The sequence below is a fragment of the Vibrio sp. TMPB1044 genome, assembly GCF_030442075.1.
GTDB classification, from domain to species: Bacteria; Pseudomonadota; Gammaproteobacteria; order Enterobacterales; family Vibrionaceae; genus Vibrio; species Vibrio satsumensis.
On the sequence record NZ_JAUJED010000018.1, the window covers coordinates 63,725 to 78,503 of the forward strand.

Genomic DNA, 14,779 nt, shown 5'->3' on the forward strand with positions numbered 1-14,779 from the left:
TTTGAGCTGAATCTTCATCCACAAAAAGAGCGAGTAAATACTCGCTCTTTTTGATTCGGTCGTTAACTCTTAAGACAAGAAGAACTTGTAGGAAGGGTTATCGGTTTCATCTTTACACTGATAGCCAAGCTCTCGTAGATGTGTTGAGAACTGAGCCAAATCATCATCACCAAGCTCAAAGCCACACAATACGCGACCGTAATCGGCACCGTGGTTACGATAGTTGAACAGGCTGATATTCCAGTGAGTACCTAAGGTATCAAGGAATTTAATCAATGCACCTGGGTATTCTGGAAACTCGAAGCTGTACAGACGTTCTTTCAGTGGTTTCGATGGTTTACCGCCAATCATGTAGCGAATGTGCAGTTTTGCCATCTCATCATCAGACAGATCGACAACCGGGTAGCCACCGTCACGTAGGTCATTGATGATGTGCTCGAGTTCTTCTTGTCCTCCTTGTAGACGTACACCAACGAAGATATTCGCTAGGCTTTCGTCGTTTTGGCGGTAGTTAAACTCAGTCACCGCTCGACCACCAATAATATTACAGAACTCTAGGAATGCCCCTTGTCGCTCAGGGATAGTGACCGCAAGCAGGCCTTCGCGCTTCTCACCCAACTCACAACGTTCAGACACATAGCGCAGGCCATGGAAGTTGGTGTTAGCACCTGACAGTACCGTTGCCAATTGTTTGTCTTGCAGTTGGTTCTGCTCTGCAAACTTCTTCAAGCCAGCTAGAGCAAGCGCTCCTGAAGGTTCGGCAATCGCACGAGTGTCTTCAAAGATGTCTTTCACCGCCGAGCAGATCTCATCACTAGACACGGCAATGTGACCGTCGATGTACTGCTGACACAGACGGAATGTCTCTTCACCAATGCGTTTAACCGCCACACCATCAGCAAACATGCTGACCTGATCCAGTACTACTGGTTCACCAGCATCGAGAGCTGCCTTCAAGCAAGCCGAATCTTCTGGTTCTACTGCAATGACTTTAATCTCTGGCATCAGCTGTTTTACTAACACAGCAACACCTGCCGCTAAGCCACCACCACCAACAGGTACAAAGATATAATCCATGTGACCGTTTTGCTGCAGCATCTCCATGCCCATCGTACCTTGCCCTGCGATCACCAATGGGTGATCGAAGGGAGGAACAAAGGTATAGCCGTGCTCAGCGGAAAGTCGTTCTGCTTCGGCTTTCGCTTCATCAAAGTTGCTGCCATGTAGAACCACGTTACCACCAAAGCCACGCACCGCATCAACCTTGATGTCTGGTGTGGTTTTTGGCATCACAATTGTGGTTTGAATACCAAGCTTTGAACCGGACAGCGCCATACCTTGAGCATGATTACCCGCCGATGCAGCAATCACACCTGCGGCTTTTTGCTGCTCAGAAAGGCTTGATACCATGTTGTAGGCGCCACGTAGCTTGAACGAGTGCACCGGCTGGCGGTCTTCTCGCTTAAGCTGCACCTGATTTCCAATGCGCGCGCTTAAACGTGGCATATCCTGTAGAGGTGTCACGATTGCCGCTTCGTAAACCGGCGCTCTCAGGATCTGACGCAGATAATCTGCGCCAGTTTGTTTTTGGGGACTGGAGGTGTCATCACTCATAGTTAGCCCTCAAGTTTAGACTTATCGCGCACTGCGCCTTTGTCGGCACTGGTCGCCATGCTTGCGTAAGCTTTCAGTGCGAAAGATACTTCACGCTGACGGTTTTCTGGTTTCCAGCCTAGTGCATCTTGTTTAACACGACGCGCTTCTAGCTCTGCTTCTGGCACATCAAGTGTGATTGAGCGGCTAGGGATATCGATAGTGATGATGTCGCCAGTGTTTACTAGACCAATCACACCGCCACTTGCTGCTTCTGGAGAAGCGTGACCGATAGATAGACCTGATGTACCACCAGAGAAACGTCCGTCAGTTAGAAGAGCACAAGACTTACCTAGACCCATAGATTTTAGGTAAGTGGTTGGGTAAAGCATTTCTTGCATACCCGGACCACCCTTAGGTCCTTCGTAACGAATAACAACTACTTCGCCCGCTTTCACTTTGCCACCTAAGATGCCATCAACAGCACTATCTTGGCTTTCAAATACGATAGCAGGGCCTTGGAATTTAAGGTTTTCTTCATCAACACCCGCGGTCTTAACGATACAACCATCAACCGCGATGTTACCTGAAAGTACCGCTAGGCCACCTTCTTGGCTAAATGCATTCTCTTTAGTACGGATACAACCTTCTTTGCGGTCGTCATCAAGACGATCCCAACGGCAATCTTGCGAGAAGGCTTTAGTAGTACGAATGCCTGCTGGACCAGCGCGGAAGAACTTAAGTACCGCTTCGTCTTCTGTCTGCATGATGTCGTATTGAGCAAGCTGCTCTTGCATGCTCAGGCCAAGTACTGTACGAGTTTGGTTGTTCAGTAGGCCAGCACGGTCTAGTTCACCTAGGATAGCCATTACACCACCAGCGCGGTGAACGTCTTCCATGTGATATTTCGGTGTTGAAGGAGCCACTTTACATAGGTGTGGAACACGGCGAGACATCTCGTCGATATCACCCATATCAAAGTCAATTTCACCTTCTTGAGCTGCCGCTAAAAGGTGAAGAACGGTGTTACTTGAACCACCCATCGCGATATCTAACGCCATTGCATTATCAAAGGCAGCGCGGTTTGCGATGTTGCGTGGCAGTGCTGACTCGTCGTCTTGCTCGTAGTAACGCTTGGTTAGATCAACGATGCGCTTACCGGCATTGATGAACAGCTCTTCACGGTCTGCGTGCGTCGCCAGCATAGAGCCGTTACCTGGCTGAGATAGGCCAAGTGCTTCTGTTAGGCAGTTCATTGAGTTGGCTGTGAACATACCTGAACATGAACCACAGGTTGGACATGCAGAACGCTCTACTTGTTCGCTTTGCTCATCTGAAATCGTTGGATCGGCACCTTGGATCATTGCATCAACAAGGTCGAGCTTGATGATCTGATCTGAAAGCTTGGTTTTACCTGCTTCCATTGGGCCGCCTGATACAAAGATCACAGGGATGTTGAGGCGCATTGCAGCCATCATCATTCCCGGAGTGATTTTGTCACAGTTCGAGATACATACCATCGCATCCGCACAGTGTGCATTGACCATGTACTCTACTGAGTCTGCGATAAGCTCACGTGATGGCAGTGAGTACAGCATGCCGCCGTGACCCATTGCGATACCATCATCAACTGCGATGGTGTTGAATTCTTTAGCGATACCGCCCGCTTTCTCGATTTCACCCGCAACCAATTGACCCATGTCTTTAAGGTGAACGTGGCCTGGAACGAATTGAGTGAAAGAGTTTACAACTGCGATGATTGGCTTACCGAAGTCATCATCTTTAACACCTGTTGCACGCCATAAAGCGCGCGCACCAGCCATGTTGCGTCCGTGGGTAGTCGTTGCTGAACGATAGATTGGCATTGCTTAAATCCTTATAAAATATTTGGCTGTTGCTTACTTAGTTGTTCGTGTTTGGTTTTCTGAAGTTTGGTATGCTGGGTACACATAGTCTAACCAGCCCCACTTATCTTCAGTGGTTCCATTGAATAGACCAAAGTAAGCCGCTTGAACCTTTTCAGTGATAGGGCCGCGTTTGCCTTCACCTACTGTAATTTTGTCTACACTGCGAACCGGAACGATCTCTGCAGCTGTGCCTGTCATGAATACTTCATCGGCAAGATATAGCGCTTCGCGAGCAATGTTCTCTTCACGGATCTCATAACCCATGTCTTTTGCTAGTGTCATGATCGAATCACGAGTGATGCCCGGCAGAATTGCACTGGTCGCTGGTGGTGTAGATAGTACGCCATTGCGTACTACAAAGATGTTTTCACCAGCGCCTTCAGAAAGGTAACCATCAACACTTAGCGCGATACCTTCATCGTAACCATGACGACGTGCTTCACCACCAACCAGTAGTGAAGATAGGTAGTTACCACCCGCTTTAGCAGCGGTTGGGATGGTGTTTGGTGCCGCACGGTTCCAGCTAGAGATCATCGCGTCTACGCCATTTTCTAGAGCTTCTTCACCTAGGTAAGAGCCCCAAGGGAAAGCAGCGATGATCAGTTCCATCTCAGTGTTTTCTGGTGGACATACACCTAAACCAACGTTCCCGACAAAGCCGAGAGGGCGGATGTACGCTGACTCTAGCTTATTTTGACGTAGCGTTTCGCGAGTCGCTTCCATAATTTCTTCCTCAGTGTAAGGAATCGGGAAGCGGTAGATTTTTGCTGAGTCTTTTAGGCGCTTAGCGTGTTCAGGGTGACGGAAAATCACCGGACCCTTTGGTGTGTTGTAGCAACGAACACCTTCAAACACAGAAGTACCGTAGTGCATTGCGTGAGTCAGGACGTGAACGTTCGCCTCTGCCCAAGGAACCATCTCACCGTTAAACCAAATATAGTCTGCCGTTTTAGCTGTCATGTTTGCGGTTCCTTATGCGTTTATCTTTTGTTGTAAGTTATTGTTTGGCAATTCATTACGACTGATAGAGATAACGTCAACGGTACGCACATCCCACAGCTTTTCGATTTGATTGACCAAGAAAGAGATCGGACGGTCACTGTCGACAATGATCTCAACACTCGCCACTTTGCTTTCGTGGTTTTGAGTGCCTGCGACTTGCTTAACAATAAAGCCACGGTGGCGGATAACACGAAGAACACGCTCTAGTAGTACAGGCTTATCATCGGCTTTGATGTCTAATAGGTATCTTTTCATGTTATGTGTTCTCCAACATCTCACTGTTTGAAGCACCTGGCGGTACTAGTGGCCATACGTTCTCTTCTTCATCGATAAGAACATGAAGTAGGTAAGCGGTTTTGCTCTCAAGCATCTCTTTCAATGCTGGTTCTACTTCTTCTTTACGCGTGATGGTTTTACCCGGGATATCGAAGGCTTTCGCTAGCATCACGAAGTCTGGGTTGTCATCTAGGATGGTTTCACTGTGGCGGCCATCGAAGAACAATGATTGCCATTGGCGAACCATACCCAAGCGAGAGTTATTTAGAAGCACCATCTTCACTGGGATTTGGCGGCGTTTCAGCGTGCCAAGTTCTTGCACGTTCATCATGAACGACCCATCACCAGAGATAAGTATAGATTGGTCATCAGGACGCCCAACCGACGCACCCATAGCGGCTGGTAAGCCAAAGCCCATGGTGCCTAAACCGGCAGAGGTGATGAAGTTCTGTGGATCGCGAGGTTGAATGTGTTGAGCTGCCCACATTTGGTGTTGGCCAACATCGGTCGAAACAATAGAGCTTGCTGGCATCATGTCTGACAGTTGCTTCAATAGTAGCGGAGCAAAGATCAGATCACCTGGGTGGTCGTAGCGCCATTTGAATGAGCTACGAAGTCCTTCTGAGTGGTGAACCCAAGATGAGATGTCTTGGCTTAGTTCCAACTGAGGCATGATCTTGTTGATGTCACCACGAATTGGCGCATTAGCAAGACGCAGTTTGCTGAACTCAGCGGCATCAATATCGATATGGATAACTTTCGCGTGTGGTGCAAAGGTATCAAGCTTACCGGTTACTCGGTCATCGAAACGAGCGCCAACAACAATCAGTAGGTCACTCTCTTGAACCACTAGGTTAGCGGCTTTGGTGCCGTGCATGCCCAACATGCCAAGGTAGTGTGGGTCGTCACGTTCGATAGTACCCAAGCCTTTCAATGTACTTACTGCAGGCATCGGGTTAAGGCGTAAGAACTCACGAACAGCATCGGTCGCTTTAGCGAGTTGAACACCACCACCTACGTATAAAACAGGGCGGGTAGCTTGAGACAAAAAGTACTGTGCCTGCTCAATAGCATCGGTTGTTGCAACAGGAATCGCTGGTGGAGTAAATTCTGGGAGAGTTTTAACAGGAGCTTCTGCTAGTTGAACATCTTTAGCAATATCGACGATAACTGGACCTGGGCGGCCAGACTTCGCTACTACAAAGGCTTCAGCTAGGGTTGGAGCCAATTCTTCAATGTCGGTAACTAGGTAACTGTGCTTGGTACATGACAGAGACATACCAATCACATCCATCTCTTGGAATGCATCGGTACCAATGTGGGAACTTGCAACCTGACCTGTGATAGCAACCAATGGGATTGAATCCATAAAGGCATCTGCAAGGCCAGTGACTAGGTTCGTTGCACCTGGTCCCGAGGTTGCCATACAAACAGCGACATCTTGTGTTGCACGAGCCATACCGATCGCGGCCATTGCAGCGCCTTGCTCATGACGACATAGGATATGCTCAACCCCGCCATCATAAAGTGCATCGTAGATTGGCATGATGGCACCGCCTGGGTAACCAAATACGGTCTCAATTCCTTGTTGCTTGAGTGCGGATACGACTAGTTCTGCGCCTTTCATCGGAATTCTCCCGTATTACCTTTATTTTGGTAACTGTTTCCTTTGTCTCTGCACATCTTGTGCTCCCATTCTTCCTGTAAATCGGCAAAGCCGAAAATGCTCAAAAATATAAAAATCGAATGTTTAAATTAGAAAAAACCCCCGGACTTGTCAGTGCGGGGGTTTTTTCTAATTCGTGGTTACTTTCTTCCCACTCGCCCCCGCGCAGTCTTAATAATGACTACGATAATCAGGTTAATCAGTGCGTAAATGCGAGCGTTAAAAATCATAATATTCGAGTTTTCTCGTTTATTGTCTTCAGTAAAAGTCTATATCTCTAGTGTTATCACACAAATCTGCCGCATGACAAGGAAAATGTCATTCTTTTTTCACATTAAAACACCATTCCATCAAGCTATATAACAACCTTATAGCTTTGGTGAGCAACGAATATCCAGAGCGAATACTTTTAAATCAAAGACAAAGGAAAGTTATGGGACTCGCGATAATTCATAGTCGAGCTAGTGTTGGTGTAGAGGCGCCAGAAGTGACTGTTGAGGTGCATATAAGCAATGGAATGCCTGGCTTTACGTTAGTGGGTCTACCTGAAACAACGGTTAAGGAATCTAAAGATCGAGTAAGAAGTGCGATCATCAATTCTCGCTTTGAATTTCCATCAAAAAGAATCACGGTCAACCTCGCTCCTGCCGATTTACCCAAAGAAGGAGGTCGTTTCGATTTGCCAATCGCGCTTGGGATTTTAGTGGCATCTGATCAGCTTCCGACATCAAAGATCGCACAGCATGAATTCATCGGTGAGTTGGCGCTGTCTGGAGAGCTGCGTTCAGTAAAGGGCGTGTTGCCTGCGACGTTAGCTGCCGATAGCGTCGAACGATGCTTAGTTGTTCCACACCATAACGGTGATCAGGCTGCGCTAGTGGGCAAGGGAGCCCATAAATCTGCGCAAACCTTGTTGGAGGTTTGTGCTGACATGTGTGGACAGACTCAGCTTGGCCTATATAGAACGGAACATCATCAGGCTGATGTTTCAGTGCTTCGCGACCTACAAGATATTATCGGCCAACAACAAGGCAAGCGAGCTCTGGAGATAGCAGCCGCTGGAAATCACAACTTACTTTTCCTTGGCCCTCCAGGAACTGGCAAGACTATGTTGGCGTCTCGTCTGCGTGATTTGTTACCTGAAATGAGTGATGACGAGGCGATGGAAACTGCATCGGTCGCTTCGTTAACGCAGCAAGAGATCAATCAGTACAACTGGAAGCAACGACCTTTTCGATCCCCTCACCATTCAAGCTCAATGGCGGCATTGGTGGGAGGAGGCTCAGTGCCTCGCCCCGGAGAGATCTCTTTGGCGCATAACGGCTTATTGTTCTTGGATGAGATGCCAGAGTTTGAGCGTAAGGTGCTCGATTCATTACGTGAGCCACTAGAGTCGGGCGAGATTATTATCTCCCGTGCTGCGGGCAAGACGCGTTTCCCTGCACGCTTTCAGTTGGTCGGTGCACTCAACCCAAGCCCAACAGGTTACTACGAAGGTAATCAAGCGCGGGCTAACCCACAGATAATCTTGCGTTATCTCAACCGTTTATCTGGCCCCTTGCTAGATAGATTCGATATGTCATTGGAGATACCTCTATTGCCCAAGGGAATGTTGGCCGAAGGAGGTGACCGAGGTGAAACCACCCAAGTCGTAAAGCACAGGGTCAAACAGGCTCGTCAAACCATGTTATCTCGCAACCATAAATCAAATGCTTTACTCGGCAGTCGAGAAATTGAGAAGTATTGCCCACTGCGACGTGAAGATGCGGAGTTTCTTGAGACAGCACTCCATCGATTGGGGCTGTCGATTCGTGCCTATCACCGAATCATTAAGGTAGCGCGAACCATTGCTGACCTTGACGGTAACGAGCAGATAGAAAAGAAACACTTATCGGAAGCGCTGGGCTATCGAGCGATGGACCGATTGTTGAAGCAACTCACGGCTCAAGCTGTGTAGTAGTAAATAGAGAGCCTGCTTGTGTGCAGGCTTTAGTTTGATAATTTATTGGCGCTGGCTGGAGTTAGAATTTGTAGTTCAGGCCGAGTGATATGATGTATTGAGACTCATCATAGAAGGTAATGTTCGAGTCACTAGTACCGTAGCCTGCAAGAGAAACAAACGACCAGTTTTCCCAATCCATGAATTGATCATATTCATACGCGGCGAATAGATTGATGTTATCGTCACTGCGTTTCTTTTGGAAAGTAATGCTGCTCGCATCGTAAGAGCGTTGGTTGTAACCCGCCGTTAGTGCGTATTGATGACGTCCCATGCCGCCAAATAAGCTTACCTCACCGCCAAACTGTTCATAAGAGGCAGCTTTGCCATCCGCAGAACTTGATTGGTAGATCAGTGACGGTACTAACATCATGGTACGACTGATTGGCTGACGATATTGACCTTTCAGGTAGAAAGTATCGGCGTCGCGTTTTAGCGCGTCTTCAACTCGATCATCTTTCACATCTTTGGTGGCGTAGGCCATGTCCAAAGAGAAGGCAGAGCCAGCGATGCTCTCTAGTGTTAAACGAAAGGCATTACCCGTCTCGTCGGTTTTGCTGCGAGCTGACGTCGTGTTGTACGGATCGGCCCAAGTCTCGCCAGACATAATAGTTGGCAGAATCGAAGCATCGATGGTCATGCCTGACTCTAGTTGGTATTTATAACCAACCTCAAGCACAACAGTACCCGTCGCCACATCATCACGCGCGGTACCTGTGTAAACCTGATGGTTCAGCTTTTCACCAAAGGTGTAAGCAATGCTACCGAGAGGCGCAACTAAAAACGAGCTCTCAGACGAAGCTTTCTGGTTAGTCGATGAGATCTTACTGTCAGCGTCGGTATTAAAATTTGAGTTTGAAGAAGTGACACCGGCGTTGATAGATATCTCACCACTGAAACCTGGCTCATCAGCAAGCTTGGCTAACGCGGGCGCAGCGGCAACGCTTAACGCTAATAACGTATATTTGATTTTCATTCAGAGGCTCCTTGCCCCAGTGATTGGTAGCAATAAATAGCTGTTAATAAAAGGTTATAGAAAACAACAGAATATAAAGGTTCACTTTATCGTACACCTTATAAAGGTTAATTGGATAAATGGGAAACCGAACAGCACCCCAAGATAGTGTCTCTTGCAAGAAGTCATTAAAAAGCGTCAGGTACAAAAAAGGAAGCCGAAGCTCCCTTATTTTGTATTTTTGATTGTTTTTTTACTTTTTCAGTAAGAAGTTAACCAATTCAAAGTACTCGTCTAGGCTGCTGATGCCTTGCGCTTCTACTAAGTAACGGTTGTTAACTACAACAGCAGGTACACCAGAAAGGCCGCTGTCTTTGAATGCTTTGTCGAAGCGACGAACCATCGAATCTACTGCAAAGCCGTTGTATGCCGCATCGAATTTCTTAGCATCAACACCTTCGTCTAGGAAGATTTGACGCAGTTCTGCTTCATCACGTGGTGGCTTGTTCATGGTGTGGATGCGATTAAACATCACTGGCACCATTTTGTCTTCAACTTTCAGTGCAATCATGGTCGCGTAAGCTTTGCTCATTGGCAGCCCCATGTTGCCACCCATGAATGAAACATGGTTCTTCTGTAGCTTAGCGTCTTTAGGTAGCTGTTGTTTTAGCTGCTGGATGATTGGCTCAAAGCTATTACAGTGTGGGCAGTAGAAAGAGAAGAACTCTGTCACCATTGGTTTTTTTGATGCTTCTAGATCGAGAACTTTGTAGTGTTCACTTTCGTTAAATTTCGCAGCGTGAGCTGAAAGGCTCAACATGATCAATGAGAAAAATGCGAATAGCTTTTTCATTTATCCAATCTCCATTATGTTTGAATTTTTATCTAGTTGTATGTTGCGATTGCGTTTACCACTGAGGCATTAACGAAAGTGGTGGCTCTTGCAGGGTAGCAATTTGCTCTTTACAAGCAAGTACTTGTTGCTCCCAATATTTCGGGTCATTAAACCATGGGAAGGCTAAAGGAAACGCCGGATCGTGCCATCGCTTCGCCAACCATGCCATGTAATGCACCATACGTAGACCGCGTAGCGGTTCGATTAGTTTCAGTTGTGCGGTATTAAAATCGCAAAACTCTTGATAACTCTCTAGCAGAATATCCAGTTGCATCAGCTTATCTTGGCGCTCGCCATTGAGCAGCATCCACAGATCTTGTATCGCAGGGCCGTTACGTGCGTCATCAAGATCGACGAACATTGGCCCATCGTGCCACAAAATATTGCCAGGGTGGCAGTCACCGTGCAGGCGGATATTCTCAATGTTGCTCGGCCACTGGCTCTCTAGCTCTTTTATCAGAAGGTCAACGTCATTGAAGAACGCGTTTTCTAGGTGCGTCGGGATAAACTGAGAATTCTCTAGAATCTTACGTGGCTGATAAAGGTATTCATCTAAGCTGATTGTCGGGCGATGTTGGAATGTTCTTCCCGCGCTGGCTTTATGAATACGACCAAGAAAACGGCCTACGCCTTCCAGTTGGTCTAGGTTATCCACTTCATACTGTCTGCCGCCGACACTTTCAAACAAGGCAAATAGGTAGCCTTGGTATTCATGTAAGGTTGCACCGTTGATTCGCATTGGAGGTGCAATTGGCATCTCTTGTTCGATAAGCTCGAGTGCGAAGTCATGCTCTTCTTGGATCTGTGCTTTGTTCCAGCGTTGCGGACGATAAAACTTAACGACGTAGCGCTTACGATCTTCATCGGTGAACTGATATACACGGTTTTCGTAACTGTTGAGAGCGAGAAGCCCGGATTCAGCGCGAACTCCGATGCTCTCCAGTGCGTACCACATGAAGTCAGGAGTCAGGTTATCAAAGTTAAAGGCTTGCATCGTCATAGAATAAAAAAGGCTCATTACTGAGCCTTTTTCCATTTATTGGGTTGTTATACCAAGCACTAAAGTGCAGGTATCAGAGCTTCTTGATAAAGCGGCTTTCGACTTCCATCGTAAACTCTTCATTACCCGAGAGTATAAACTGAATTGTCGAAACTGGTGAGCTCAGTTTTTCTGGGTCGGCGCCTAAACTGATAGGTAGGTTCAAAACCTCGCCTGGATCGACAGTAATCGTCTGTTTGCCATACCAGATCGAATCGGGCAGTCCGCTAACATCGAGTTTGTACTCTTGCTCTTGTTGAGTCTTGTTGATCACTTTCAAGGTGTAGGTGTTTTCAACCAACCCTTGGCTATTGACCCTAAACAGCTGATTTCTGTCACGTAGAACACTTAGGCCAGCAGGATCAACACTCGCGATTTGCACGAAGAATAGGCCCAGCATCACGATTAAGATGGCTCCATAGCCCAAGAGCTTAGGACGCATTACCTTGGTTGAGTGGCCTTCAAGTCTGTGCTCGGTGGTGTAGTTGATCAGGCCTTTTTCATAGCCCATTCGTTCCATGGTGTTGTCACAGGCATCAATACACGCGCCACAGTTAATGCATTCGTATTGTAGACCGTCACGGATATCGATACCCGTTGGGCACACTTGAACGCATAAATTACAGTCAATACAGTCGCCTAGACCAAGTTCTTTTGGATCGGCTTTACGAGAGCGAGGACCACGGCTTTCACCACGTTCTGTGTCGTAGCCTACGATGAAGGTGTCTTTATCGAACATTGCCGATTGGAAACGCGCGTAAGGACACATATGCAGACAAACAATTGAACGCATCCAACCTGCATTAGCATAGGTGCAGCCTGCAAAGAACAGTACCCAAAAAACCGGCCAGAACGATGAATTAAAGGTAAAGAAGCCAACCACTAACTCTTTGATTGGGATGAAGTAGCCAACAAAGGTTAAACCGGTCGCAATGGCAATTGCCCACCACGCAATGTGTTTGAGGGTTTTTCTGAGGATTAAATTGGTTGTCAGTTTGCCTGAGTCTTGTTTTCTTCGCTTATTGGCAGCCCCTTCTAGTTTCTCTTCGAACCAAATGTACATGAAGGTCCAGACGGTTTGCGGACATAAATAGCCACACCAGACACGGCCTAAGAAGGTGGTTATGAAGAATAAGCCAAACGCGGCAATCATAAATAGGATCGCGAGTAGGGTCAGATCTTGTGGGTATAAGGTGGTGCCAAAGAAGTTGAACTGTTGGCTGCCGATATCGAGCAAGATCGCTTGGCGTTCACCAAATGGAATCCATGGGATAAGCGCAAAAAGTAAAAGTAAGAACCAACCGCCATAGCGACGCAGTTGTTGGAATTTACCTTTGCTTTCTCGAACATAGATTCGGTTACTTGGGTTAAATCGATCTCCATTACCTTTATGTGTTTTCGGGTTAAAGGTTTTAGGAGTCACATCTTTGATATCGATTTTATCCTGACTCATGGACTATCCTTTTTGTGGCTTGTTTGCCCGGTTAAGTTGGGCATGACGACATTACTTGAAAGTATGGTTTAGAGAACCTGTTGAAATAGAGCTTGGTGCATTTGTTGTTATCGCACTCACTCTTATTATTTTAGAAGATTCTTATGGATGGCGATTATAGCGACAATCTTGTTCTCATTTCTTTAACGCTATCAACCTTTAACAACAAAAGTCATAACAGTTGTGACGAAAAAATAGCGAACAGAAACAAAAAAGCGACCGAGTGGTCGCTTTTTAAAATTGAGTGTTTTATCTATAACAGCAATTGAGTTCTAAACAAATCGGCGACTAAAGAAGGCCACGCGCTTTTAGAATTGCGGTTTTGAAATCATCTTCTTGGTCTTTTTTCAGACCCGGGATCATTTCATCTTTTTCGCTGTTACGCATTTTAAGATGGTAGATAAGAACATCGTCAGTCAGTTCTTCAAGTTTGCCTTGGTAGCCTGCTTCTTTTGATAGCTTAATGATGAACTCTAATAGGTTAAGCTCTTGATCTTTTTGCCACTCAGGCTCCATCAGTTCAAGCAGTTCTTCAATGCGGTGACACTTCATACTTTACTTCTCCACAAATTTTATAATGATTTGTGGTTAAGGTATCAAATCGGATAGGGAATACCAATGTGTAAACACATTTCAAGGCGGGTTTGGGCAAGAAAAAAGCGCAGTAAAAACTGCGCTTTTTGTTAAGCGGCTCTAATCACTTTTGTTGTAGTTGGTGCTAATAAAGCAGTCTTCTCAACTAGAGTCATTGTAGGAGCCAATTTCTTAGCCGTTGGAGCAGCAGCAAAGCCACTACGACGACGCATCGCACTACGGTTGGTGTGCGAGAACCTGACAGCTGTTGGGCGCATTAATTTACCTAACGGTCAGGCATATCCATTGCCAATCTAATGGCCTGATTTACCATGAGCTCTACCTCAATTGCTTGAAGCGTCACTCGTCTGGCTTTCGCCAATCCGAAGAATAAATCAGGATAATGACATGCATGCATATCAAGGCTTAGATTATCACTATCTAACTTATCGATCGACGTCTGAGTGATAATTAAACGATATTAGAGCTAAAATAGTGTGAGCAGTATATTTGAGTTTGAACCTCTTTCAGGCTTAAGATGATGCTTTAAAGGAGGTGCATATGTCGTTCTTAAAGAAAACGTTAGCAAGTTTTGGTATTGGGTCGGCCAAGGTCGATTCTGTGTTGCAACAGGAAGTGCTGTATCCAGGGCAGAAGGCGAGCATTATTGTGCATGTGTATGGTGGCGCTCAGCCACAGGAGATCGACAATATCGATCTTAATCTGTGTTGTCGTTACGTAAAAGAAGTCACCATGAACTCACAAAGGCAAGAGGGCGGTCAAACACGCCGTATGCACCAGACCTATTCATTAGCAAAATGGAGTCTGCCGTATGCCTTTGTTATTCAGCCGGGTGAAACCCGTGATTTTGAATGTGAGTTTGATGTCCCGCTGAATACACCGGTCACGATTGGTGACTCAAAGGTGTGGCTTGAAACCGGGCTGGACATTGCGATGGCGATTGATCCATCGGATAAAGATATCTTAACGGTTCGTCCTGATGCACTCCTCGATGGTATTTTTAACGAACTTGAAGCCCAAGGCCTGCGCATTCGCCAAGTGGAATGTGAAGCGGTAGAAGGCTTTGAACTGCCGTTCGTTCAAGAGTTTGAGTTTGTCCCGACGACGGGTCCTTATCATGGCCGCTGGCGTGAGCTTGAGGTTGTTGCCCATCGTGATAAAACTGAGCTGAAGTTGTGGTTTGAGATAGACCGTAATCGCGACGGTGCCAAAGGCATGTTGGCGAGTTTATTGGGAGTGGGCCAGCTACAGCGTCAATTGAGTGTGCCATTGGATACCTCACCGGAAGAAGCCGGCAAGATGGTACTTGAGTATCTAGACAACGCTTCTTAGTTAGCTCTTTGGTTCTTTAGCTTTAGATA

General features: G+C 46.6%; 13 protein-coding genes. 2 read left to right on the forward strand and 11 right to left on the reverse strand.

Features of this window, described 5'->3' with window-relative positions; all coding sequences use genetic code 11:
* Positions 1–69: 69 nt before the first annotated feature.
* The 5 genes from ilvA to ilvG are packed head-to-tail and all read right to left on the reverse strand — an operon-like array spanning position 70 to position 6,405.
* Positions 70–1,614, reverse strand: coding sequence for a threonine ammonia-lyase, biosynthetic (ilvA, locus tag QQ041_RS11840; RefSeq protein ID WP_146492791.1), 1,545 nt, complete (start codon positions 1,612–1,614; stop codon positions 70–72).
* A gap of 2 nt (positions 1,615–1,616) precedes the next feature.
* Positions 1,617–3,458: a dihydroxy-acid dehydratase gene (ilvD, locus tag QQ041_RS11845; protein WP_017071778.1), complete on the reverse strand. Its 1,842-nt coding sequence runs from the start codon at positions 3,456–3,458 to the stop codon at positions 1,617–1,619.
* 33 nt (positions 3,459–3,491) lie between these two features.
* On the reverse strand, positions 3,492–4,460 hold the full coding sequence (locus QQ041_RS11850; RefSeq protein ID WP_285953993.1) for a branched-chain amino acid transaminase: 969 nt from the start codon (positions 4,458–4,460) through the stop codon (positions 3,492–3,494).
* Between the two features lie 12 nt (positions 4,461–4,472).
* Complete coding sequence (gene ilvM, locus QQ041_RS11855; protein WP_017055442.1) at positions 4,473–4,757, reverse strand: acetolactate synthase 2 small subunit; 285 nt, start codon at positions 4,755–4,757, stop codon at positions 4,473–4,475.
* A gap of 1 nt (position 4,758) precedes the next feature.
* Positions 4,759–6,405 (reverse strand): acetolactate synthase 2 catalytic subunit, encoded by a 1,647-nt coding sequence (gene ilvG / locus QQ041_RS11860; RefSeq protein WP_146492788.1) that lies wholly within the window; start codon positions 6,403–6,405, stop codon positions 4,759–4,761.
* Between the two features lie 472 nt (positions 6,406–6,877).
* On the opposite strand from ilvG, the gene QQ041_RS11865 reads away from it, so the two are divergent.
* Complete coding sequence (locus tag QQ041_RS11865) at positions 6,878–8,401, forward strand: YifB family Mg chelatase-like AAA ATPase (RefSeq protein WP_019825526.1); 1,524 nt, start codon at positions 6,878–6,880, stop codon at positions 8,399–8,401.
* Between the two features lie 64 nt (positions 8,402–8,465).
* Here QQ041_RS11865 and QQ041_RS11870 read toward each other — a convergent pair whose 3' ends face one another.
* From QQ041_RS11870 to QQ041_RS11895, 6 genes are all read right to left on the reverse strand, one after another.
* Complete coding sequence (locus QQ041_RS11870; protein WP_285953994.1) at positions 8,466–9,419, reverse strand: DUF2860 domain-containing protein; 954 nt, start codon at positions 9,417–9,419, stop codon at positions 8,466–8,468.
* Positions 9,420–9,651: 232 nt separating this feature from the next.
* Positions 9,652–10,251: a thiol:disulfide interchange protein DsbA/DsbL gene (locus QQ041_RS11875; RefSeq protein WP_285953995.1), complete on the reverse strand. Its 600-nt coding sequence runs from the start codon at positions 10,249–10,251 to the stop codon at positions 9,652–9,654.
* Between the two features lie 55 nt (positions 10,252–10,306).
* Complete coding sequence (locus tag QQ041_RS11880; protein ID WP_285954008.1) at positions 10,307–11,293, reverse strand: serine/threonine protein kinase; 987 nt, start codon at positions 11,291–11,293, stop codon at positions 10,307–10,309.
* A 73-nt stretch (positions 11,294–11,366) separates the two neighbouring features.
* The gene (gene ccoG / locus QQ041_RS11885; RefSeq protein ID WP_285953996.1) at positions 11,367–12,785 is read right to left on the reverse strand and encodes a cytochrome c oxidase accessory protein CcoG; all 1,419 of its coding nucleotides are present in this window, start codon (positions 12,783–12,785) and stop codon (positions 11,367–11,369) included.
* A 327-nt stretch (positions 12,786–13,112) separates the two neighbouring features.
* Complete coding sequence (locus QQ041_RS11890; RefSeq protein WP_009848104.1) at positions 13,113–13,376, reverse strand: YihD family protein; 264 nt, start codon at positions 13,374–13,376, stop codon at positions 13,113–13,115.
* A 131-nt stretch (positions 13,377–13,507) separates the two neighbouring features.
* Positions 13,508–13,675 carry a hypothetical protein gene (locus QQ041_RS11895; RefSeq protein ID WP_179946936.1) on the reverse strand — a complete coding sequence of 56 codons (168 nt, stop codon included), beginning with the start codon at positions 13,673–13,675 and terminating at the stop codon, positions 13,508–13,510.
* A gap of 283 nt (positions 13,676–13,958) precedes the next feature.
* Here QQ041_RS11895 and QQ041_RS11900 point away from each other — a divergent pair, with 283 nt between their 5' ends.
* Positions 13,959–14,750: a sporulation protein gene (locus QQ041_RS11900; RefSeq protein WP_285953997.1), complete on the forward strand. Its 792-nt coding sequence runs from the start codon at positions 13,959–13,961 to the stop codon at positions 14,748–14,750.
* Positions 14,751–14,779: the final 29 nt, after the last annotated feature.

Coding starts and splice junctions, on each gene's coding strand:
- QQ041_RS11880 (WP_285954008.1), bottom strand. CDS start 11,293: ATGACGATGCAAGCCTTTAACTTTGATAACCTGACTCCTGACTTCATG.
- ilvD (WP_017071778.1), bottom strand. CDS start 3,458: ATGCCAATCTATCGTTCAGCAACGACTACCCACGGACGCAACATGGCT.
- QQ041_RS11850 (WP_285953993.1), bottom strand. CDS start 4,460: ATGACAGCTAAAACGGCAGACTATATTTGGTTTAACGGTGAGATGGTT.
- QQ041_RS11890 (WP_009848104.1), bottom strand. CDS start 13,376: ATGAAGTGTCACCGCATTGAAGAACTGCTTGAACTGATGGAGCCTGAG.
- QQ041_RS11870 (WP_285953994.1), bottom strand. CDS start 9,419: ATGAAAATCAAATATACGTTATTAGCGTTAAGCGTTGCCGCTGCGCCC.
- ilvM (WP_017055442.1), bottom strand. CDS start 4,757: ATGAAAAGATACCTATTAGACATCAAAGCCGATGATAAGCCTGTACTA.
- QQ041_RS11865 (WP_019825526.1), top strand. CDS start 6,878: ATGGGACTCGCGATAATTCATAGTCGAGCTAGTGTTGGTGTAGAGGCG.
- QQ041_RS11900 (WP_285953997.1), top strand. CDS start 13,959: ATGTCGTTCTTAAAGAAAACGTTAGCAAGTTTTGGTATTGGGTCGGCC.
- QQ041_RS11875 (WP_285953995.1), bottom strand. CDS start 10,251: ATGAAAAAGCTATTCGCATTTTTCTCATTGATCATGTTGAGCCTTTCA.
- ccoG (WP_285953996.1), bottom strand. CDS start 12,785: ATGAGTCAGGATAAAATCGATATCAAAGATGTGACTCCTAAAACCTTT.
- ilvG (WP_146492788.1), bottom strand. CDS start 6,405: ATGAAAGGCGCAGAACTAGTCGTATCCGCACTCAAGCAACAAGGAATT.
- QQ041_RS11895 (WP_179946936.1), bottom strand. CDS start 13,675: ATGCGCCCAACAGCTGTCAGGTTCTCGCACACCAACCGTAGTGCGATG.
- ilvA (WP_146492791.1), bottom strand. CDS start 1,614: ATGAGTGATGACACCTCCAGTCCCCAAAAACAAACTGGCGCAGATTAT.